The organism is Carboxylicivirga agarovorans, assembly GCF_050589845.1.
GTDB lineage: Bacteria > Bacteroidota > Bacteroidia > Bacteroidales > Marinilabiliaceae > Carboxylicivirga > Carboxylicivirga agarovorans.
Window position 1 is genome coordinate 179,689 of sequence record NZ_JBNGPA010000008.1, and the last position, 24,910, is coordinate 204,598.

General features: G+C 39.8%; 12 protein-coding genes. 4 read left to right on the plus strand and 8 right to left on the minus strand.

Annotation, left to right across the window (positions count from 1 at the left end; all coding sequences use genetic code 11):
• Window positions 1–28 precede the first annotated feature (28 nt).
• On the minus strand, window positions 29–517 hold the full coding sequence (purE, locus tag ACRD69_RS10945) for a 5-(carboxyamino)imidazole ribonucleotide mutase (protein WP_430815124.1): 489 nt from the start codon (window positions 515–517) through the stop codon (window positions 29–31).
• On the minus strand, window positions 514–1,668 hold the full coding sequence (locus tag ACRD69_RS10950; protein WP_430815125.1) for a 5-(carboxyamino)imidazole ribonucleotide synthase: 1,155 nt from the start codon (window positions 1,666–1,668) through the stop codon (window positions 514–516). The genes purE and ACRD69_RS10950 overlap by 4 nt, the downstream gene beginning before the upstream one ends.
• A gap of 414 nt (window positions 1,669–2,082) precedes the next feature.
• On the opposite strand from ACRD69_RS10950, the gene ACRD69_RS10955 reads away from it, so the two are divergent.
• A complete protein-coding gene (locus tag ACRD69_RS10955; protein WP_430815126.1) occupies window positions 2,083–2,637 on the plus strand; it encodes a helix-turn-helix domain-containing protein in 555 nt (184 codons plus the stop codon).
• 253 nt (window positions 2,638–2,890) lie between these two features.
• Here the strand turns inward: ACRD69_RS10955 and ACRD69_RS10960 are convergent, their stop codons facing one another.
• From ACRD69_RS10960 to ACRD69_RS10985, 6 genes are all read right to left on the minus strand, one after another.
• Window positions 2,891–3,301, minus strand: coding sequence for a hypothetical protein (locus ACRD69_RS10960; protein ID WP_430815127.1), 411 nt, complete (start codon window positions 3,299–3,301; stop codon window positions 2,891–2,893).
• Between the two features lie 95 nt (window positions 3,302–3,396).
• The gene (locus ACRD69_RS10965; protein WP_430815128.1) at window positions 3,397–10,902 is read right to left on the minus strand and encodes a S8 family serine peptidase; all 7,506 of its coding nucleotides are present in this window, start codon (window positions 10,900–10,902) and stop codon (window positions 3,397–3,399) included.
• Between the two features lie 10 nt (window positions 10,903–10,912).
• Window positions 10,913–12,361, minus strand: a complete 1,449-nt coding sequence (locus tag ACRD69_RS10970) for an FISUMP domain-containing protein (protein ID WP_430815129.1) — start codon at window positions 12,359–12,361, stop codon at window positions 10,913–10,915.
• 10 nt (window positions 12,362–12,371) lie between these two features.
• Window positions 12,372–13,823: a RagB/SusD family nutrient uptake outer membrane protein gene (locus ACRD69_RS10975; protein WP_430815130.1), complete on the minus strand. Its 1,452-nt coding sequence runs from the start codon at window positions 13,821–13,823 to the stop codon at window positions 12,372–12,374.
• 20 nt (window positions 13,824–13,843) lie between these two features.
• The gene (locus tag ACRD69_RS10980) at window positions 13,844–16,927 is read right to left on the minus strand and encodes a SusC/RagA family TonB-linked outer membrane protein (protein ID WP_430815131.1); all 3,084 of its coding nucleotides are present in this window, start codon (window positions 16,925–16,927) and stop codon (window positions 13,844–13,846) included.
• A 136-nt stretch (window positions 16,928–17,063) separates the two neighbouring features.
• A complete protein-coding gene (locus ACRD69_RS10985; protein ID WP_430815132.1) occupies window positions 17,064–18,536 on the minus strand; it encodes a hypothetical protein in 1,473 nt (490 codons plus the stop codon).
• 439 nt (window positions 18,537–18,975) lie between these two features.
• Between ACRD69_RS10985 and ACRD69_RS10990 the strand changes: the two genes are divergently transcribed.
• The 3 genes from ACRD69_RS10990 (at window position 18,976) to ACRD69_RS11000 (ending at window position 24,745) form a co-directional block, all read left to right on the plus strand.
• Window positions 18,976–20,136, plus strand: a complete 1,161-nt coding sequence (locus ACRD69_RS10990; RefSeq protein WP_430815133.1) for a helix-turn-helix domain-containing protein — start codon at window positions 18,976–18,978, stop codon at window positions 20,134–20,136.
• A 497-nt stretch (window positions 20,137–20,633) separates the two neighbouring features.
• Window positions 20,634–20,756, plus strand: coding sequence for a hypothetical protein (locus ACRD69_RS10995; RefSeq protein ID WP_430815134.1), 123 nt, complete (start codon window positions 20,634–20,636; stop codon window positions 20,754–20,756).
• A gap of 44 nt (window positions 20,757–20,800) precedes the next feature.
• Window positions 20,801–24,745, plus strand: a complete 3,945-nt coding sequence (locus ACRD69_RS11000) for a BspA family leucine-rich repeat surface protein (RefSeq protein ID WP_430815135.1) — start codon at window positions 20,801–20,803, stop codon at window positions 24,743–24,745.
• The last annotated feature ends 165 nt before the right edge of the window (window positions 24,746–24,910 follow it).

A 24,910-nucleotide genomic window follows, 5' to 3' on the forward strand; every position in this document is an offset into this window, starting at 1 on the left:
TGGTCCCGCCCTAATGCTGAGCTGCTTATTAAGCTTTTAACTTACCCGATTTCTCTATTACGATCTCTTTAAGCTCTTGTTTGTATTCAATAATTTTATTCAGTACCGTTTCATCTGTTGCCGAAACAATTTGTGCCGCAAGAATACCTGCATTTTTTGCTCCATCTAATGCTACAGTAGCAACCGGTACTCCCCCCGGCATTTGTAAAATCGATAAAACAGAATCCCAACCATCTATGGAGTTGCTTGATTTAATTGGCACTCCAATAACAGGTAGTGGAGATATTGCAGCAACCATTCCTGGTAAATGTGCTGCGCCACCTGCCCCGGCAATTATTACCGCAACACCACGCTTGTGTGCATTTGATGAAAACTCATATAACTTTTCAGGAGTACGATGCGCAGAAACAATATCAATTTCATAAGCAATATTGAATTTTTCAAGCATTTCGGCCGCTTGTTTCATAATGGGTAAATCTGAGTCTGACCCCATTACAATACTCACTACTTTTTTCATGACTTTACCTTAATTAATTGTTTTACTTTTTCTGCTTTATTTAATGCACTTTCCAATGTTGAAGATAAAACGGTTACGTGGCCCATTTTCCTGTAAGGCTTGGTTATCTTTTTTCCATATAAATGAATTTTTACACCTTCAATTGCCATGCTTTCTGTTAGCCCTTCATAAATGACCGGCCCTTCAAACCCTTCTGCCCCTAAAATATTTATCATTACCGATGGAAGCTTAGGATTTGTACTACCAAGTGGTAAGTTCAATATGGAGCGCAGATGCTGCTCAAATTGCGATGTAATAATGCTTTCAATGGTATGGTGTCCGCTATTGTGGGTACGTGGTGCCATTTCATTCACAATCACTTCTCCCTTAGTGTCTATAAAAAACTCAACAGCCAACAGTCCTTCCATATCCAGCAATTCAATAATCCTGCCTGCAAAAGTAATTGCTTTTTCTGATTGTTCAACTGAAATTGATGAAGGACAAATTAATTTATCAACAAGATTGGCAGCAGGATCAAACAGCATTTCAACGACAGGGTAGCATTTTACCTCGCCACTTTTGTTTCGGGCAACAATAACCGAGATCTCTTTTGCTATTTCAACTTTTTCTTCAATAAGCGATGCACCGGGCAGTAATTTCGGAAAATCATCTGAATTATTCAGAACTGCTACGCCACGACCATCATATCCACCCTTTCGCAATTTTTGAACCAATGGATAGTTAAGCTGACCTTTTTCTATATCTTCTTTAATTGAAGATTCTGAATCGTAAAGTTTAAACGGTGATGTCGGAATGCCATGACTTTCATAAAATTGCTTCTGCAGACCTTTATCTTGTATGAGTTCCAGTATATCGGGGTCAGGCAAAATCCTTACACCTTCTGCCTTAAGCCTTTTAAGTGCTTCTATATTTACATTCTCTATTTCAAAGGTTAATACATCAACCATTTTCCCAAACTCATAAACTGATTCAAAGCTTAGGTTGTCGCCTTTGATGTAATGTGAAGCAATGCTCCTGGCCGGACAATTTTCATCATTATCCAATACATATGTAATGATATTCCACTTACCGGCTTCCTGTATTAACATTTTACCAAGCTGCCCACCTGCAATAATCCCCAGTTTCAAATTAGAAGTAACTAATTTCTCCATAATATCTATCTCTTTATCACACTCATTAACTTATTATTTACCTGAGTTCGACATTAAATCTCAACCTTCTTGCCAGGTGATGATGACGAACCTGGATACTCACAGCTTGCATAAGCAACCATGACAAACATTAAGCAACAATAAATCAGCACTTTTTCCATGTTTTCTCTGCGCACGAAAGTAATACTATTTTCTCTGATCCTGGGGCACAATATTTAATGTTACTTAATAATCGAATTATATATTTAATATCACTAATATCACACTCCCCTCTCCTACTGATCCTTAGACAACATTTAGTTTTTTAAACTTGTTTAATCAGATTGAATATTTTAATATTATTTAATTATTAATGTCCAAATTCAATAACATTTAATATTTCAGTATATTTGAAATTTCAATCATACATGACAAATGGAAAGACTTGGTGAAAGAATCAAAGAAAGAAGAGAAGCTCTGGGCTTATCTTTGGGAGAGTTAAGTAATGCTGCGGGAGTTAGTGCCAGTTTACTTTCACAAATTGAACACAAAAAAGCATCACCATCATTAAATACCTTAAAATCCATTGCTAATTCCCTCAATACCACAATAGGCGCATTAGTAGGTGAAAAAGATACCATTAATAGAAATCCGGTTGTTCGTCACAATAAAAAGAAGCTTATTAAACAAACGGAATATGGCGCCATTCTTTACCAGATATCTGACTATAGTCTGGTACAAAGCATTGAAACCTACCTTGTGAGACTTGAAAGCCAGGGACACTGCAAAGACTTAACTGACAGTACAAGACACGCACAGGAATTCTGTTATATTTTAAGCGGAGTTATTGAAATAAGTTTAAACGGCAAGTTGCATGTATTAAACCAGGGTGACAGTATTTACTTCGATTCAAACGAATTGGAAACCATCGTCAACATGCAAAACGGGGTATCGGATTTTTTATGGATGATAGCTCCGGATAAGCTATAAATTTAAGTGCCTAGCTTAATTATTTATGCTGGCATAGTCAGACAATCCATAGAAAGGTAGCTCTTGCCTGTAAATGTTGAGCATTACGATACGAGCTGGTTTATCACTTAAGAAGTTGACTAATTCAGGGGGAATGCAGGTCGTTAAGTTGGCAGGTTATCATAGCCATAGCAGATTGATTATTAAACATTTTAACAAGCGAATTAATACAAATCAATTCGTCAACTAATATTCACCTAAATAATTCAGTTCATTATGCGCCTTTGGTATCTGTAGCAAGGGCACTTTTGTATAATATGATTGCTTTCCAATCTTCAGGGTACTTTACTTTTATTCGAAAATCGTTCTTTTCATTACTAATTATAAGAAATTGCTGAAGCAGTTTCCACATTGTATTAACCCTTTTTTCAGATAAGTCACCTAAATCAAAGTCTAATTCAACATTATTATCCAGGCTTTTAAAAGTTAGATTGCTATCCGTTAAAAACAACATTCCTCTCACCTTATCTTTCGAAAACATAACGGTTGCTTTCCCCTCCAGTATAGCATGTTCCATATATACCCTTTCTTTCTTCTTAACTCTAATACTAATTCGAATAAATACAGCTAAAATAGCCATAAAAGTCGTCAAATAGATAGCCCCCAGGTAATCGATTAGTATCATACTTATGCAATTTTAGCGATTTGATTATAAACAATAGGGCTAGGGGGAGGTTTCCGGCATGAATACTCCCCCCACCCTAGCAGGCTAGCTTAAAATTATCCTACTATAACTAACCTTTCTGTCATTTTTGTTTTACCATCAATATGAATGACGATAGTATATACACCCGGAGCTAATCCGTTCACATTAACAAACTTCACGACATTTCCTTTATCCAATGTTTCATTGAACAGGGTCTTTACCTTTATACCGCTCATTGAGTATAGTTCGCAAGAGATATGCGCTTTCTCCTCCAGTGAAAAGCTTACCGATGTGCTTCCCGATTCTACAGGATTTGGTGAGACAGCCAATTCTCCTGATTCCGGTTCATAATCAAACATATTCTGCTCATCTCCTGACTCGCCATCGAGCACATAAACATATGATCCATAAATTGAGAAGCCATTGGGCTTTCCATCATCAGCCCCAAATACAATAAAACCTACACCTGTCTGAAGTGGATGCATGGTAATGTACCGGTAACCCAAGGCTAAATCATAAACTGCCGGAGTATAGTTGCCTGACAGAATCCTTAGCTCGTCACCATCGGGGTCGGTAAATAAATCCTTCACATCTATGGTAATTCCTTCGGGGTTACCCATATACAGGAAGAATTCTTCAAAACCCGGTTTTAATACCGGTGCACGATTCACATCATTTACCTGAATGCGCAAAACATCTTTTGTCCTGTTGCCTGAAGCATCAGTTAAGGTAATATCCAACTCATATAGTCCACTGCTTTCATACCCTGTTTCCAGGCGTATTTTAGCCAGCTCATTACTTACCTGCTCATAGCTGATATCAATGGAGTCACCATAGGTGTTTGTTAGCTCAAACAACAGGTCTTCACCTTCATGATCGGTAAAGTAGTAATTATACTCCTTTACGTCCAGCTCCAATATATTAAGAGTATCTGCATACTCGTTGGGTCGGTATGTAAACACTGGCTGACCATTCACCTGCAGGTTGATATTGAATAAATCTTTTGGATAATTAATATCATTCGAATTGACAGTTACAGTACCAATATGCTCACCTTTGCTTGCAAACTGAGGCTTGATGACTGCAGTAATAGTATCTGCACCGTTTGCCCCAATCTCTCCAGTCATCTGATCAAGTGTTAACCACTGACCTTCACCTCCGGCGGTAACAGGACGAATTTTCCACATCTGTTTCATTATCGGGTACTTCTGCCAGTATATGACCGAATCACTTTGTTCTGTAATAGGCTTTCCATCTTCATAAACATACCACCTGTTAATGCCTACCCACGACTTATCAAACATTTCATCATCATCGGGCCCTGCTGTATCGTATCCCGGTTGCGAAGATGGTGGTAAAATAGTAATGAAGAATGTTTCATTAGGTGGAATACTTATAGGTTCTTTAAGCTTATAGTAAACCCATTCTTTGTTTATCACCTCTGTTACGGTAAAATACTGCTCAAGAGCTAACTCCCCCCTGTCTCCGATAACATCTTCTTCGAACTCCTGGTTTATACCCACACCAGGCTGGTCACCGCCAACCCATATACGGATCAATACACGAGAGTTAACTTCTTTAATGATGGTATTACTCTTAACATGAGTCAGGTAAAAGCCTTCCTCCGGAGCTGTATATTCAGTGCACTCATAAAATCGACTGTGACCAGTCATCGACTGAAAGTAACCATCCGCCTCATCATCGTAATGATCAACTTTCATCTCATCTACAATAACAGGAGCTTCCAGACTTGTAACACCTTTCTCATCGATAATGCCAGGGTATTCACCTAATGCGAGTGCTGGCTTCACAGCCGGACTTAATTCATAGCGAAGACTTGTAACTCCCTTGTTCTCAATTACAAACTGATACGCTTCCTCCTCAGACTCAAGGGCTTTAAGCGTCTGATCTTCAGCACTCCATGCAAAAAGAGGTGTTTCAACAATATTGGCCGATACGACCGTGCGCGTATCATCCATAGTGCCTTTCCATATCCACTCGTCATCAACAGCACCTAATTCTTCAAAAAATGCAACAGCCCTTACAACAAATGTTTCCCATGGGTTTATTTTGATTGACGGCACCAATCGACCGCCAAAGTTCACCTCAAACTTATTGCCTTCAGCGTCATACAAGTCAATCTTACCAATGTTTGAACTTACTAAGTTAGTCACCTCAAGAATCCCATGCCCCTCATTCTTAAGACTTATCAATGTCTCTTTGCTGCAAGCAGGTTCAAGAATAACTTCGCCGTAATCTATTGTATCATTCACCAACAAGGTTTTAGAACCCGATGTCACATTTAACTCTACTGGTATTTCAACCCACTCCTGTGCCTGGCTATTGGTAGCCATCACAATTGTATCAACATAGTTACCAGGCATATAAAATGCCTCTGCAGATAATTCAAGCTCCAGATCAATTTCCTCATTAGGAGACAAAACATTTTGAGTTGGTGCTGTGAGTGCCACTGAAGTGCTATCGGCAATCGTTGCCCAATTCATAATGTAGCTTTTATCTATCACCACCATTTCTTCCTCATCAGGACTTTCGATACCATACACCATAATGCCCGACCATTGTTCTATGTCTTTGTAGTGGAAATAGATGCTACCATCATCAACAATTTCTGCCTGGAAGGTGACTTTGCCTCCAGAACCGGCATCTCCTGAATGTTGCTCCCACTGGAAATATACCCTGTCCTCTTCTTTACAGACATACACTCCCCCATTGACCCGGTCTGGAGTTAATTGAGTCATAAAAGGAGCTATCGTTCCACTGATTCCATCATCCTTTTTAAAGATAATGGTTGTTAAATCATCCATGGGCTGATTAACAGCCAGGTAACCATTCTTCGATACATATACCGTATCATATAGTTCACCATAATATGGGAACTGGAATGGCAATGCCACAATGGTAGCACGCGCATGTGATGGTTCAATCAATGTACCTGTTTCCTTAATGTCTTTCCATTTGAAGAAGTTTAAACGGTCATCACTATCTTCCCATTTGTAGCCATAGTCATCAACAATAGCATCTTCATTGCGTCCTGCACCCGGATGCACATTGGCACCGTATACATGTCCAATGGCTGAGTTTTTGAAGAAATACTCCAGGTTTACCTGGTCATTGGTGTTAGTCAGCTTAAAAGGTACTCGCACCGTTTCTCCAGCCTTGACAGTGGCACTTACAGGAAGCGTAATAGTCAAATCGAAATCCGGATCAATATCTGCACGGGCCAATAATCTGACGACTTTACTTTGACCATTAGAAAAATTAATGGTTGCCATGCTTTCAAGCTCTCCTGCAGCAACAGGTCGGTAGTGTACCGGAATACGTTTTTCAGATAAGCCTGCAATGCTTAAGGGATAGGATATATTACTTGTGAAATCAGCATGAGTAAATACTATGCTGCTAATGTCACCGGAACCATAAGCATCATTATAAACAGACAGGTATTTTGTAGCCGTTTGACCAATATGAACATCTTCAAAATCCAGGGTGTCGGCCGCTGAAAAATTGCCCGTACCGGTAACTGTAATGCTTAAAGGCAGCTTCTGTATTCCTTCTTTCGCATCACTTTCTATCATTAAGGTATCTTTGTAAACACCATTACCCAATAGCAACACATCAGGCTGAACGGTAACAGGTATGGAGACTGACTGGCCTCGTGCCACCTTACTCTTAACACTCCTCTCAACACCAATGGCAGAACTACGGTTGGTCGGCTCAAAGCGTACTACTGAATTATTGGTGATTACATGAGTATCGTTGTAATGCTTAAAGTAGACGCTGTCATTAAGAGTGGAGCCAATCATACCCACTTCATATACAGCATTCTCTTCATTCAATAGCTGCTCCACATCTTTATAGCGGTATTCAATCGTACCATCACGAAATATCACCATCTGATACTTCGTTTTCAGGCCTTCTAATTCTTTGTATGAACTTGACACTGCCTTTGCCTCAACCGTAAATACTTCTCTGTCTCCAAAGCTATAATGGTAAAAGTTTTCTATACGATTATCGGCACCATTCAATTTCAAGCCATATAGCATCGTTGTTCCTGAAATTGCCCCGAAAAATGATATATTACCACTAATACCTGACACAGCAATATCCGTCATTTTATCGAAGAATGGCACTGCTTGTTGAAAATCTAATGGCTTTGTCCAGATTTGAGCCATCGGATACCTGTTTGCATACGACTCAATATCGTCCCAGGCATATTCTAAAGGATCTACAGCATCAAACGATGAACGTATCTTATAGTTAAGTTTTGTCGTCAGTTTACCGCCAGCCATATGAGGCAGGTAATTAGCCGATAAATCATAATTTAGCTCGTTACCATTACCGGTATTCGTAATGCTAAGGTCAATTGTTGCCTGTTGGCCGGCTTGCACACTTACTGTGGTTGCATTTAATGTTGCCGATATAGATGGCGACTCATAAGCAATCATCTCAGTAATCAGATCCACATCTCCCACATTGCTCACAAGCGTGGCAGTCTCGCTAAATGCTCCCGGCATTTCTGTATTAAATACAAAAGGTATCTCTGCAATCTGCCCAGGTAAAACCATTATGGTATCAGCAAAATCTTTCTGAAACTCACTTAGGCTAAAGTTCAAATCATACACTTTCAAAGTATCTAAACCTGCATTCTCAATCGCATAAGTATTTTTATCATCTATATCGGTTCCTCCCTGAAACTTATATACATTTTCAACTTTTGCTTTCGCTGTCTGTCCGCTTACATTAATCATCACATCAATGTTAATACCCGGACGAAAGACGTCACTGGTAACAACACTAAGCGATGATAAGTGCTTACCATTTTTTAGTGTCTGAGCATCAACGATAAGTTCAACATCCATAATTTCACCTGCTTTTATTGAACCGTTGACAGGATCAATAAAGGTATTTGCACCATTTTCACCAGATGATAACACTGACAAAACAGGAACCTTGGGCCCAATAACTTTCCAGGCAGGGATATAGCTTTGTCCGTAATCATTCGATGCGAAAAAAGTATCGGGAATATAAGTAGACTCCTGTATTACTAAAGGCTGAAACTCTTCCTTAGGAAAATGCAGCACTACCCAATAGGTTTCTTTTTCACGCATAATCTGCGGTTGATACAAAGGAATACGGCGATTCATAATAACATTTGTTGTATCGCTGTAATACTTTTGCATGTATACCATCTGAGCATCTTCCAGTGTTTCTCCTTTCTTTAATTCAATAACAACAGGTTTCTCCTTTTGCGTTAATGCCATCATACACTCTATATGAGTAATGTTCATTGGTGCATTGAACCTGGTAGCGAAAATAAGGCCCACATTAGGGTTTCCTGAACCAACAAGGCTCAAACGCCCCCATTCGTTATTATAGTCAAAGCCATCGCGAAAGACAGTGCGATCATTTTTCCAATGGTCAAAATTATCGGATGCAATGCTGGTACTCTTAAGTCCCATTTGCGGAGCCTGTTCTGTGTCAGCTAAAGACAGTATGGCTGCTTGTTGTGCTTGCTCTTCCAATAATTCTTTTTGAATTTCCTCCACCTGATCACGCCAGTATTCAGTCTCGTTTACGGTCTGACTGTTCCAATAAACCACTCCTTCCCCAACATTTGAGAATTGAAGCATTTTACGAACCACGCGCGACGCTGTCACATCCAAATCAACTTCAACATAACGTGTTGACTCTCTAAACTTAGGAGCATCACTTGTTGTTACCTTCAGAATATTTGATATTTCAGAGATATTCTCATAACGATCTAAAGACTTAATGGCAAAATAGTAATCGGTAAGTTTACTAAAGCCTGATAAGGTAACCTCAACTTCAGAGCCTGCTTCAAAAATACTGTTAAACTGAATGAGACTCTGCTCTTCAAAGTTTCTAACCGTAATGGGTTCACTACTGACAGCCAACCTGTATGCCACCGGTTGAAAGTCATCTTCATCAGCTGGCACCGTCCAGCCTATGCGTACCTGATTATGAAACACATCTATTGCCCTTAAGTCATCAATTGGATCAGGAGGCAACTGAAGATCCTCAGAAAGTACATTCAACGCATTAAGGTTCCCTACTCCCATTTTATCCTTGTGGTCAAATGTAAACGGGGTAGCAGAGTTATACATATTCCTGATCAGATCATCGGGTGTATATGATGAATTACCAAAGCGAGAAACCATCAATGCAGCCACACCTGAGGCATGCGGACAAGCCATTGATGTACCTTGTAAAAAACCATAATCGTTACCAGGCAAGGTACTTAGAACCATTCCTTCATTGCCATACGTCTTATCTCCACCCGGTGCTGAGATATCAACCCAATCGGCATAATTACTGTATGCAGCTCTGTCTCCGGTGGGGCCTGTTGAAGCAACAGCAACAACTTCAGGAAAAGCACCCGGATAGTGTTCATGGTCAGAAGCAGAGTTACCGGCTGCAAAAAACACAACACCCCCCTTCATGGGACTACCCTCGTACTGGCCTGCTTCAGCAATAAAATATTTAATTGCATCGTAAACCAGCGGATCAAAATAACCGGGGCTTGTATACCCCCATGAGTTCTGACTAATTACAGCACCGTTATCGGCACTGTAGATAAGAGCCGCTTCAAAGTCACCACTTCCGCCAACACGGTCATCGTAAACCTGACAGCTCATGATGCGTACACCATTATCTCCACTGCCGTCTCCACCGGCAACTCCGGCCACTCCGATACCATTGTTAGACACTGCACCAACCGTTCCTGCAACATGTGTTCCGTGTACATCACCTGTTACGGGACCTCCCATTACAAAGTTTACGCCATGTATATCATCCACATAACCATTTTGGTCATCATCAACACCCTCTTCGCCATTTAGCTCGGCTTCATTTACCCATAGGTTATCTTTCAAATCTTCGTGGTTTGTGTCAACACCACCATCAATAACAGCAACAATGACATTGCTTTGCCCAACTTCTTTAGCCCAAGCTTTTGTCAGGTCAATATCCACGTTTGCAGTTCCAATGGTACCATCGTTTTCGTAATGCCACTGCTGATGCAAAAGCGGATCATTAAATTCAACGGCTGCCGTTGACTTTAAGCCATGAGCATTTTTTCCGCTTACAACTTTTCCTTTAGACATGATAGAGTCTATGTTTATAGGGAAAGCCTTGCCTTGTGAAGTAACTTTTTTATATAAAGGAACTGCCATTGCAACCTCATCAAGTGAAGAATAGAATTCTAACAAGGCATTCGGGCTGGTTTGTTGATCAAAATCCAATTCAAACCATAGGTGAAAGCCATACTCACGGTGTTTTTTCTCATGCTTAACAGAGAAAGGAATTACCCGTTGAATACGTGTAATACCCATTTGCTTATTCAAGTCATCTATACTCTCAAGCCCCAACAGTTGATCGCTGGTACCCATGCTTGCTGACTTTAAGCCACTCACTTCGTGTAATACTTCTTGCTTTAGTTTAATACGAAGTTTTCCATAAACAACATCTTCTTCTGTTTGAGCGCTGATTGTAGCACATAACAGTAAGAAAGCAGTTATCAGTATATTTATATAATGCTTCATTTTCAAATAATTAGTTGATATCACGTATCGCTCTCACACTAAATCCTGACCAGAAAGCACTGACTCTGATTTGTTGATGCCCACCCCCGGTACCATTAACCAGCGCAATAGCTATAGCTGAAAAGTCTCTTTCAAAATAGTTTGATGTCCAGAGAACACAAGCCTCATCCTGCTGTTGAAAAACATCACGCGCGTCGGGGTTATTATTGCTTTGTCCTGCCATCCCGGCAAAGACAAGCTCTAAACCGGATTCTCCACCTTCAATCATATCACTATAAGCAAAAGAACCGCCTAAGAAGGCTACTAATTCTTCATAGTCTTCATTGGTAGGTAAGCGCCATTCAGGAGGAAGCGCATCCATTGCTCCATACCAATTATACAAACGTCCGTAACGCTTTCTGTCTTCATCGGTTTCAATAGCATATCCATCTATGATTATGGCACGGTAAGACTGGCCATAGTACCACGAACGACCATATTGTGAAAAGGAAGCATTGTAGTTCAGATTATCAGCAAACCACTGTTTTCCATTTAATTCCACATATCGGTATTTTTGCCCATCACGCGGATCGGTATATACCCCCCACTTACCCCTGAAACGAAGATCTAAGGTGTCACTTGAGGTATATTCATTCACACTTACATTCCATACCAGGCGGTAATTGGTATCTACAGTTCCGCTAAAGAGCGATTTCGCATCGCTTGTACTTAATACTGTACCATTTTCGCCATCTAATATTGTCCATGACCCTGTTGCTCCGGCCGGTAATTGGGCATCCAGATTATAGTAACGTACTTCTTCCCTACCTCCTGTAATAATATCTGTATTATCATCTCCGGCCCAGGCTTTTAAAGTGCTTGTATAAAAGGAACGCTCGATATACGCCGTTTTAGATCCAAATGTCATGGTCCAACGCACTTTGTATTGCGTCTCGGCTTTACCAACGAAACCGGCTTTCGCATCATTTGGGTTCAGTATCTGACCACCTTCACCTTCAATGATCGACCATTCACCTGTTTCTCCAAATTCAGGCGCCATTGCATCCAGATAAACTGACACATTACCCAATAATGTGTCAGGCAATTCTGTTTTCATGGCCACTATCATCTCACGAAATGAAACGGTGATTTCAGAAACAGAGTACTTATCACCCTGTTTTACTTCCCAGCCAAGAACATAATGCTCTCCAGGCTCTCCGAAAAACATGGTCTTCGGATTGTTTACTTCTTCAAATCGCCCATTTTTGCCTTTGAACATATACCATGTTCCTACCTGCCCATTTTCAGGCATCAATGCGTCCAGCTTTACACTATAACCCTCTGTTGCCATATCAGAAAAGCTTCGTCCGGCATCTGCGTCAATATTGACTTCTTCAACCTCTTTATCACATGCCAACAGCATAAGTAAAGCACAAGCGATAAGGAAGCTACTTTTAATTGTTTCTATCCCTCTGTTCATAACATCCTGTTTAATAGCCCGGGTTTTGATCGGCATCAGTTAAGGCCTCATTAACATCTATTTCACGCTGAGGAATTGGAAAGGTCATTTTATAATACTCTTGATCTTCAGGGCCAAAATCAGCTTCAACCCAGTGGTCGTCGCTCCGTTTAACAGGTAGATTGCGACGAACAATATCATTCCATCTGAATCCTTCGCCATACAATTCCTTACGCCGCTCCAGTAGTATTTCATTAACCAGAGCCTCTCCTGTGTTTTTGCTGCGAATAGCACCTGGATAAGCATTCTTTTGAATTTCAAGCAGTAGATCCTGTGCACGGCTGCTATTACCCAACTCAGCCTCACACTCGGCTTCAATCAATAGCATTTCACCTGCCCTGATGGCAATACGCTCGGCATTTCCAATTTTGCCATTGTGCCGAAACTTAAAAGTCATGTGCTTATCATCCTTAAGCCCAAAATCAGGAGTAAACTGATACTCCTTTAATAGCATGGTTCTTCTGCGGTCACCTGTTGGAAAATGATTCACAAAAGCCGAATCGATGCGAATAGAGCTATAACCTGATGCAGGAAAATAGAAAGACGGTAAGCTCAGATAGATATTATTGTCATCACTGGTGTAGGCAATTGAGAAGATTGTTTCACGATTGGGAGACATAAAACCTGAGGTAATATCATTAATAGTCATCAATTCCATGTCTTTGCGTGCCAGCGCCGCATGATCAAGAGCCAGATTCCATTCTTCAAGATTTAGATATGCTCTTGCCAAAACTGCATGAGCTGCACGTTTCCCAAAGAATTTAGTAGCATCCTGTCCATATTCAAGATCATACTGGTCAATTAAACTGATAGCAGATGTCAAATCTGAAACAATCAGATCATAAATAACACTGGTTGATACCCTTCCCTGATCCTCATCACCATATACTAAAGGCTTTATGGCATGTAAAATTCCTGGGTGTTCCGGTGCGACACTTACTGCCGGCGCATACATCTGAATCAGCTTAAGATTCACATAGGCGCGCATAATCCTGGCCTGGCTTTCTAACTCTGCCCTTTCAGATTCTGTAATGTTTTCAATATGCACTGCCTTATCGATAATTTGGTTGGCATCATATATGATTTTATAACCAAGCACCCATGGGCTTGACACCCACGTATAGTTAGGCAGTACATTTTGCTGATAAACAGCCACAAACCATCCCCAATTATCTTCGGCATCGAGCATTACATCTTCGCCCATCAGATCACCCATAATTGGTACGTATAAACCATCAAAGGCATAGGAACTCAATTGATCATAGGTGCCAATGAGCGATGCTTTGGCATTTACATAAGTTTTGAAAGCTTCTTCATCGCCCACCGAAGTTGATGGTTTTGTATCTAAGAAATCGCTACACGAAATACTTGAAAAAGTAAATAGTGCGATTACAATGCTTTTTACAGCTATATTTAATTTCATTTTATTCATCGCTTAAGCTGTTATAAATTCACTTTTAAACCAAAGGTGATACTCTTAACTCCAGGAATATATCCGTTTGTTGTTCCACTCAAAGCCACTTCAGGGTCGTACCCTTTAAAACTGGTTAATGTCCATACATTTTCGGCCGACATAAACAGGCGCAGGTTGTCAATACCATATTTTCTTGTCCAATCAGGATTTAGATTGTAAGCAAGAGAAATATTTTTTAATCGTAAGTAAGAGCCGTCTTCGATAAATCGTGAAGAGGTGGCATTCCCCTGATCCTGATTACTTTTAAGGTATCGGGGCACATCAGTATATCGGTTTTCAGGTGTCCAGCTGTTTAGAGCTTCTAAAGCCAGGTTATCTGCCGGACTGCTACCGTCGTGCATATTTGAAATGTAATCGTTGTTGTATATTTTACCACCTAAACTGTAATAGAAGTAAAAGCTTAAATCCCAATTTCTGTAAGCCAGGTTATTGGTAAAGCCTCCAAATACCTTGGGAGAAGCCGATCCCATGCGCTTGCGTTCAGCATCTCCATATTCACTTGTTACCATTTTTCCAGATCCCAGGGGATCTTCAAAGGCAGAATCAGGCTGTTCTGAGCTTTCCTTATCATCCTGTTCGGCATTGGTATACCACATTGGACGGCCGTTATTGGGGTTAACACCGGCCCACTCTCGCATGTAAAACTGGTAGATATCGCCACCCGGCTCTAATATTTTCGTACCGGTTAAAACACGATCAGTCTTCAAGTCCAGGATCTCATTTTTGTTGGTCGACATATTTAATGATACATCATATTTTAAAGCCCTTTTTCGAAGAATATCATAAGACAAGGTTGCTTCAACTCCCGTGTTTTGCATTCCTCCAAGGTTGGTGGTGATAGATGTAAAACCAAACAGTGAGGATAAGCCTTCGTTATACAATAAGCCATCTGACTGACGGTGATAGAATTCCACTGTGGCCCCAAAATGTTTAAATAATTGCGATTCCAGGCCAATATTTGTGCTTGTTATCTTTTCCCACTGAATCAATGGATTGGGCAACTGAGAAGCTCCCAGTCCTGGATATCCACCATAGTTGAATCCTCCTGAATACAAGCCTAAAGAGGCATAATTACCAATGTTATTGTTACCCGAAGTACCATAACTGGCACGTAATTTAAGGTTGTTAAGCCAGTTAATACCACCCATGAATGCCTCCTCACTCATACGCCAGCTACCGCCAACAGAGTAAAATAGTCCGAAACGGTTATCTTCACCAAAACGAGAACTGCCATCTCCACGTAAACTGGCACTTAGGTAGTACTTCCCCCCATAATTATATTTCGCTTGTGATAAGAACGATAACATGCGCATTTCACTCACTGAACTGGCAGGAGTTTCCGGATCAGCACCCCAAACCAATTCTGGCTTTCCTGGTATCGCAAAATCAGTTACTCCAGCACTTAATGCAGTACTTTTCTCGCCAATAGCTTCCTGTCCTGCCAGCACTTCAATTGATGAACTATTCATTTTTTTGCTCCAGGTAAGGATATTGGAAATATTCCAGGCTCTAAATTCAGTCGCTGTTTCTGTTGAACGACCGTTAACAGCTTTTCCATCTCCATGCTCCGGATTTAGATATGTTAAGCTCTTACCAGAGCTGTAATCCATACTTCCTGTAGTACGAAATGACAGGTTCCTGTGAAACCTCAAATTCAGAAAAGCACTTGTTAAATTACGCATCCCTGTTCCCCGGCGAATATCCATTTCGGCCAATGCAACCGGGTTAAAGTCAAATACCGATTTGTTTTCGAAATTGTATGTGCCATCTCCATTTTTCACCGGTGAAGCAGCATTTATAATTTGAGCAGCACGCACCGGGTTGGCACCTGCAGTACCTGCTGGTAATACATTAGACCTGGAATAGGTCAGTTGTGTATTCATTCCTGCAGAAATGAAATCATTAACCTTATGACTCACATTTAACTTAGACGTAAAACGCTCATAGTCTGAAGCCAATACAGTACCACTATCGCTAAAGTAACCTAAGGAAAAATAGACTTTTGTTGATTGGGTTCCTCCCGCAACATTCATATTGTAGTTTTGAACAATACCGGTTTTATAAACCTGGTCGCGCCAGTCTGTATTGGTATTCAACTGGGTACCTGGAATCAACTTTCCGTTATCATCCAATGGTTGATCAATATCAAAAGGATTAAAACCAACAGTTCCCTGTACATTGTCATGAGCAAATTGCCGGGCTTGTTCAACCGTTAAATCATCAACATACAAGGCCTGGTTATACAGGCCCAACCAGCTCTGCTCATAAAACTGCGTTGAATTCATTAAACGATATCCTTCGGAGATATTGGTATTAACTCCGGTTTGAAAATTAAAGGAGATCTGAGTCTTTCCTTCCTGCCCGCTTTTTGTTGTTACGATGATAACTCCATTCGCTGCACGTGAACCATATAATGATGATGCAGCCGCATCTTTTAATACAGTTAAGCTTTCAATGTCGTTGGGATTAATATCGTTTAATCCACCTGCAATAGGTACACCATCAACAACAAATAAGGGTGAGCTTCCCGCACTTAATGAACCAATTCCACGAATACGGATGGCCGGACTTGAGCCAGGCTGGCCAGATGAGCTACTCACCTGAAGACCTGCTGTGGTTCCCTGTAAGCTTTTTGCGACAGAACTGGTCGGACGATCCTGAATAATTTCTTTCCTGACAGTTTGTGCAGCACCTGTATAGGCCTCTTTGGTAGTGGTTCCATAGGCTACTACCATTACTTCTTCCACCTCAGTAACATCGGCACTAAGCTGCACATTAATCTCTGTTTGTCTTTCAATAGGAATAGTTTGTACCTCCATACCAATAAATGAAAACACCAGAAATTTCGCTCCCTCACTAACGGTTAACGTGTACTGCCCATCAAAATTGGTGACCGTTCCGTTTAATGTTCCTTCTTCGAGTACGTTTACACCAGGCAATGATTCACCTGTTGCAGCGTCGGTAACAACACCTGAAATCATTCTGCCCTGCCCAAGAGCCGAAGCGCTAAACAGTAAAGACATTACAAGTGTTAAGTAAAAATTATACTTCATGTTTTATTTCCTTAAGCATTTACACAATAGGTTAGGTACTCCTATTTTCTATTGTAAATAAGATATGTTAGCTGAAAGCCACCGGAGTTTTTGCTCCGGTGGATATTGTAAATTGTTATTATCTTAATTAAGCTGGCTATAGAGCCGGTGTAGCAGTAACTGCGTCAATGTAGTTATCGCGGTCTGTTGTTGTGCCCGTGGTGCCATACTTCGTTTGTCGGTACACGTTTGTTGTATTATTTTTAAACTCAACAGTATGGAACTGAGCATCATCAAAATCACCAGCTTTAACTTTATTAAAGTAAGTATTCAATGCAGATAAATCTGATGTCCATCCGTTTGCAGGATGAGTAGGTTGTGTCGAATAAGCGTAAATTGAGACTTTTGTTTGCTGATAGTTGTACGCTTCCGGGTCAGTTATACCTGTTGGTCCTGTAAATGCGGCTAAGGCGTTAAAATCAGATACGTCTTTTGCTCTAAGATCTAATTGGTACTCCACACTCACCAAAGCATTAAATGCATTTAATGCACAAGGTGTAAAGCTTTCATCACCAGATACCATCATGGTTGCCGAAAGTTGAACTTTATAAACCCCATCTGTCAATGCATTAAAACCAGATACGGAAGCAGCACTTGGATAAAATCCTATATCTGCCTTTGTAAGAGAAGTTAACGAACCAAACACATCATAGGCTACACCTTTACTATGATTACTTCCTATTTTAATTTTTACGCCTTCTTTTGATAGCGATGTTACTGCATTAAAATCCTTAACCGTCGTTAAATTTTTATTACCAGTAAGGTCAAAATCTCCTCCGATAGTTGTTAAAGCAGTAAAATCTCCTTGAATAACAGACAAACCACTATAAGTAGGATTAATGCCACCACTACTTGCTGAGTTGCCATAAATTTTGAAGTTACCTACTACCTCGGTAAGCTTAACGAAACTAACACTTCCTATGTATCCGTTACCAGTAATGGTAAAATCACCACCAACAAAAAGAAGTTCTCCGGCCTCTAAGGAGCCCATACCATCGTTTTTATTAACAAGGAATTCTCCACCAACTGTTTTCAGCATATTAAAGCTAATCGCAATTAAATCTGCACCCTCTTCAACAGTTATACCTTCAACACTCATGTTAGCAGATACCATTTCAAGATTTGGTAAGTTAACCATCGTTACCAGGTTACCACCAATTGTTGCAATGTTAGCCAAAGTACTTGCATGTTCTGCAGTTTCAGCAACAACATTACCAATAATAACGGTAGCTCCTGTTGCTTCAGCTAAAGCAGCATATTGCTCAGCTGTAATCACATCACCATAAAAGATTTTAGCTTTTTCAGCATCTAACTCAGCCTGCAGATCAGCTAATTGTGAAGTCAATGCATCCAAATCAGCTTGCAAAGAAGTATTAGCAGCAGTTAAGTCACCAACTTGTGTTTCTAAATTCTCTATTTGAGTCATCAAAGCAGCTTTATCAGCTTCCATTTGCTCAATTTTTTCCTCTAATTCACTTACATCACTTTTTAGTGAATCAATTTCATCCTGATTACATGCTGTAAACATTACAGCTGCAATCATTAATAATGATAGAAACTTCTTAACCATAAATTTTTCTGTTTTTAGTTTAACTATATTAAATCCCCGAAGTGGAGAATTGAATACCCAAAACTAGATTTATGGTTTTAAGACAAGGTTCCATTGCAAAATTGAGGGTTCCATTGGCTCCGTTGGCACTGTTAACGGGCTATTGAAACCCCTCCCTTAATCCTGCATATCAGACTATTATATCTTCGCAGGATGTTTCATTAGTGGTCCAACTCAAAAATGCCGATAGTAGCACTGATAACACCAAAATTGTATTATTTTCACGTGTCGATAAATGAATTAATCAGACACTGTAGAAAAAAACATAGGACAACATAACTCAATAATTAGGATGTGAATTGATTTTAAATATTTCCCTTCTTAAAAAATTGAGGTACATTTATTTTGCTTGACGTTATACGCTTTAGATTTCAACATCTATAAAAAATGACTGTTATCGATGGTTATAGACAATTTGTTTGACATTATATTAATTTCGGGTGCACTGATTGCCCTTCTTCTATCCTTTATTATTTGGTTCTATCCCAAAAGCTTTTTTGCCAATAAAGTGTTAGGAACCCTTATCTTCACCTGGTCTTTTACAGTATTTATTTTCGTCTTTCAGTCCGATGAATTTTGGAATCGCTTTCCTCATTTATACGGCATCGGTTCAGGATTTACCTGGCTATACTTTCCTCTTATCTACTTATATGTTAAAACATACTTATATAAAGAAGCCCGCCATTTCTCAAAAATATACATACACTTTATTCCAGCTGCCATCTATTTTCTGGTCTTGGCTCCATTTTATTTTCAAAGCGGAGAAGCAAAAATGTTAGCGCGGGTTAATGGTTTACCATGGTATGTGCTTAAACTCTATTCCTATGGCAACATTTTAATTATGAGCCAGGGTATTTTTTATACCATTTTATCCATACGACTAATCCATCATTTTCAATACTTTAGAAAACGTAAACTTTCAAATGCAGAAAGAAATGCTATTAAATGGATAAAGCAATTTGTGATCATTAATGTAGTACTATGGTCAATTGGCTCTTCTGCTGTCGCTATCGGAATATTTGATTTTTCCTTGCCTTTTAATCTTTTCAATATCTTTTACCTTGGACTAACCATGTTAACCATCTGGATGGGAACCTTCACCCTCAACAAACCTCATCTGTTTGGTTTTACAGAAGGATTGGAATCCATAATTTCCAGTGAAAAACAGAATGCCGATGCTCAAAAAACAAGAACAAAAGCAGAAGATGGCGATAAGGAAAAAGAAGATATCAAAACACTCCTTACATTTATGGATGTTGATAAACCTTACCTTCAAAGTGACATGAATGCGCAAGTATTAGTTGATGGAACCGGCTTATCAAAACATCGCATTTCAGAGCTACTAAATAGTTCACTCAATCAATCATTCTACGACTTTATTAATGATTACAGAACTAAAGAAGCTATCCGTCTTTTAAAAGAAGGCAAACACAAACAAATTACCTTACTGCATATAGGAGAACTGGCCGGTTTCAATTCAAAAACTTCTTTTTATCGGACATTTAAGAAAATAACTGGTAAGACACCTACAGAATATATTGAATTCTACAACCTTAAATAACGATTAAAACTCCCCCTGGTTGATCTGGTTTCAAGCCAACAAGAACATCATTCTCCATTGGATGCTCCACATCTTATCCAGCTCAGGACATGCCTGTACAGCACTTGTTGTTGCCTGAAAGATTTAGTGTAGGCACTTCGTCCTAAGGCCTTACTATGCATTTTCACTATCTCAACCCTCTCTTACAACATACTGCCTTAAATAATCATGATATAAATCATATTAACTCACCCCCCACTTGAAACCCTTTTTCGAGAATGACAACTCAATCATCCTCTACCCTTTGCCAGGCAATGCTTTTAGGAACAACAGCACTTGCTAAACATCGTTCATAATTACTAATTATTAGTATGGATTTTACTAATTTTCCCCATGCCTCTACGCAAATGGAGTACCAATAATTCCCATATAAAATGGGTAAAAGTACTACCTCATATCAGCTTCAATCCATCTAAATTTGTCTTCGTAATTTTTATAAGCCTGCAATACAACAAATGATGAAATTGAAAAATTCTGCACAACAAACAACATATTCAGCAAGCCAGTTAAAGGCTATCGATAGTGTGGCATATTATGCTAATTCACACTCGCCTTATACGCCAGGTTTATCCAAAGAGTAAAACAAACATCCCTTCCTTATTTTTTTCAATAATTCAACCAAGTTATGCCAAAAGTTTATTTGAGTATTATTATTGTGCTGCTATCGGGCATGAACCTTTGGGCACAAAATGAGTTTATCACCACCTGGGCACCGGATGGGGGCAGTATAACCATACCAATCGCTAATGGACCTACTACTGGTTACAACGTCTATAAGTATAATATTGAAATACTCAATGAGAATGGTAGCAGAATTAAGTGGCTCCCAAATCAAACAGGTGAATTTACATCTGATGAGTTTGCCGGACACTCGACAATTACAATCAAAATATCAGGTACTTTTCCTCGCATTTACTTTGGGGGAAGTACAACAAGTCTCAAAAATAAATTACTAACCATTGAGCAATGGGGAAATATAAAGTGGAACAGTATGGATCAAGCATTTATTGGTTGTACTAACCTTACCAATAATGCCACCGATGCTCCTGATCTAAGTAATGTGACCAAATTGAGGTACATGTTTTCTGGTGCCAGCTCATTTAATGCCGATTTGAGTAACTGGGATGTTAGCACTATTACTGATATGGAAGGTATGTTTAAAGATGCCACATCATTTGATGGCGATATTAGTAATTGGGTTGTTAGTAAGAATACTAATTTCTTCTCCATGTTTGAGGGAGCAACATCTTTTAATCAGGACATCAGTAACTGGAAGGTAAATAGTGCTACAATTATGAGTCATATGTTTACAGGAGCAATATCCTTTAACAGCGATTTAAGTAAGTGGGAGGTAAATCGTGTGACTACTATGCATTCTATGTTCTTTGGCGCATCATCGTTTAATCAGGATATAAGTTCCTGGGAAATAAGTAGCCTTAGCAGTGCTGCCAAAATGCTCGATAACAGTGGTATGAGCATGGAAAATTACGATAATCTGCTAACAGCATGGAACCAACAGGTGGAAGGTGCTAAAACAGCCGGTGAGTCATTGGGCAATCGCAATATTGCCCTGGGAGCAGCAGGTATTAATTACTGTAAGGGAGCTTCAGCCCGTGCCAACTTATTAGCTTCAAACGGTTCACAATGGACTATTAACGATGCCGGTCAGGGTTGCCCTTTTATCACCACCTGGACTGTAACTGACAGTGATAAAAAAATAACCATCCCTACCTCAGATACGGGTTATAAGTTCACCATAGACTGGGGAGACGGCACTGTACAAAGCTTACGAGACGGAGATGTCTTTGAGCATACCTATAGCGCAGCAGGTACATATACAGTTAAAATAAGTGGTGACTTTCCTGTTATTTACTTTAACAATAGTGGTGATAAAGCTAAAATACAAACCATTGAGCGATGGGGTGATATTGAGTGGAGTAGTATGGCGCATGCATTTAACGGGTGTAGTAATTTACAACTAAATGCAGCCGATGCACCTGACTTAAGCAATGTAATTAGCTTAAGAGCCATGTTTATGGGTTGTTCGGTAATTGATGCAGACATATCGCACTGGGATGTAAGTAATGTTAGTGATGTTGAGTATATGTTTTATAAAGCCACAGCCTTCAATAATGGGGGGCAGCCTTTAAGCTGGGGCAATAAAACAAGTAGCTTTCAAAGGGCAGGCTTTATGTTTGGTGATGCTAAAAAGTTTAATCAGGATATCAGCAGTTGGGATGTAAGTAATATTACACTATTTACAGCAATGTTTTATGGAGCCGACGATTATAATAATGGTGGTCAGCCTTTAACCTGGACTACCACAAGTGCAACCAGTATGGATAAAGTTTTTAGAAATGCTGTAAGCTTCAATCAGGATATTAGCTCATGGACTATAAGTAAGGTTGAGTTTGTTAACGAAATGTTTTTGGGGGCAACTGTTTTTAATCAGGATATTAGCTCTTGGGATGTAAGCAGTGTTAGAAACATGAATTCAATGTTTACAACTGCCCCTGCTTACAATAATGGGGGTCAGCCATTAAACTGGGGCAGTAAAACCGCTTCAGTCACAAGCATGGATAATATGTTTAGTGGCGCATCAGGCTTTAATCAGGATATAAGTGCCTGGGATATAAGCGCACTCACTACAGCAAGCGGTATGCTCAATAATAGTGGTATGAGTACTACAAACTACGATAAACTGTTAATAGGCTGGAATAATCAGGTAGTAGCAAGCCTTGGTACATCCAACGAAATAACAGGAGTAGCCTTTAGTGCAGAAGGAATCAGTTATTGTATGGGAAAAAGTGCCCGGACTAACTTATTGACAAATGGTTGGGGAGATACTAGAATTGATAATTCATTTAATAGTGTTACCAATATTTATGATGCCGGAGAAGATTGTAGCGGTACTTTTACCACCACCTGGGAAGTAACTGATGCCGATAAAAAAATAACCATCCCTCACGAGGGCTTAGGTTATAACTTTATGGTTGACTGGGGCGATGGTACCATTGAACAGTTATCTGACGGTGATGCCTTTGAGCATACCTATAGCGCAGCAGGTACATATACAGTTAAAATAAGTGGTGATTTTCCTCGCATTTACTTTGGAGGAAGTACAACAAGTCTCAAAAATAAATTACTAACCATTGAGCAATGGGGTGATATTGAGTGGATAAATATGGCAGGTAGTTTTTTCGGTTGTGCAAACCTCACCTGTAATGCTACGGATCAACCAAATTTAAGTAACGTTACCAGTATGCGGCACATGTTCGATGGAGCTACATTATTTGAGGGAGATCTTTCCAACTGGGATGTAAGCAATGTTACTAATATGTATTCCATGTTCTGTGGAGCCCGCGCTTTTACAAGCGATTTAAGCTCATGGGAGGTGAATAATGTTACCAATATGGCTTCCATGTTCTATGGGGCTCATTTGTTTACCAGCGATTTAAGTAACTGGACGGTGAGCAAAGTTACCACTATGTCGTCAATGTTTCGTGATGCTGGTTCTTTTAACTGCGATTTAAGTAAATGGACGGTGAGTGAAGTGACCAACATGTATGCAATGTTCTATGGAGCCGGTCAATTTACAAGTGACTTAAGTAGCTGGAATGTGAGTAAGGTGACCACAATGGGCTATATTTTCTGTGATGCGAGTTCTTTTGATAGCGATCTAAGCCAGTGGAAGATAGGCTCATTGACCAATGCAGGTAACATGCTCGACAATAGCGGACTAAGCAGTGCCAACTATGATAAAATGTTGATAGAATGGAACGAACAGGTGCAAGATAATACAGCAAACGATAATGTGGAGTTTAGTGCCGATGGCATTAAATACTGCGCAGGAACTATGGCCCGCAAAGAATTAATTGATGCAGGCTGGGGTGACGGAACAACAGGCGAAGATGGCAATGATGGCGATTACCTCGATATTAGTGATGGAGGCTCTACTATGCCTGACCATCTTAGTATTAATGACACTCGTATAACTGCCTGTCTCAATACTACTCTTGATATAAGTAAAATAATTGAGCCTTCCATCCTGACTGCAAGCGGGCAGGCAAACATAACAGGTGCTTACCGTGTTGTAGGCGAAAGTACGGATATTAGTGATGCTTCAGCTTTTAATTTAAGTGACTATAGCAATAACAGTCATCTTAAAATAGGTTTTAATGTAAGTGAAGAATATTGTACACAGCACTTAAGCAATAAAGGCTACCTGCATGTAATCGTCAGCGATACCTACGAGCTAAACGATAAAGAAGTAGATGTATGTGCCAACACCAACCCTCTTGTAAACCTGTACAGTTTAATGAGCTATTACGGCAATGGAACCTGGGCATTTAAGCAGGGCACCGATGCGAGTGGTAATGCAATTACAAGTCTGCCAGTAGCAGCCTTTGATAACACGGGCGATCATACCCTTGATATAAGAGATCTGGCAGGGCATATAAACACATCAGGCAGCCTGCAACTGGTATTTGTATACAAACCGTCTGCAGGCGAGTGCTTAAGCAATGCATCTACCGATGAAATTAGCCTTACCATTAACTGGGATGTATAGATTATACCATTTGTTTTGATACCAACCGAGGCAAATGTGTAATGATACCACAACATAAGCAATGAGTAGATAGTATCAAGTCTCTACAAAATATCATGATGAATTTTCACAATTCTGGCCACACAGCAAATCACCATATGTCAAAAGAGGGGATTCTAAATTGAA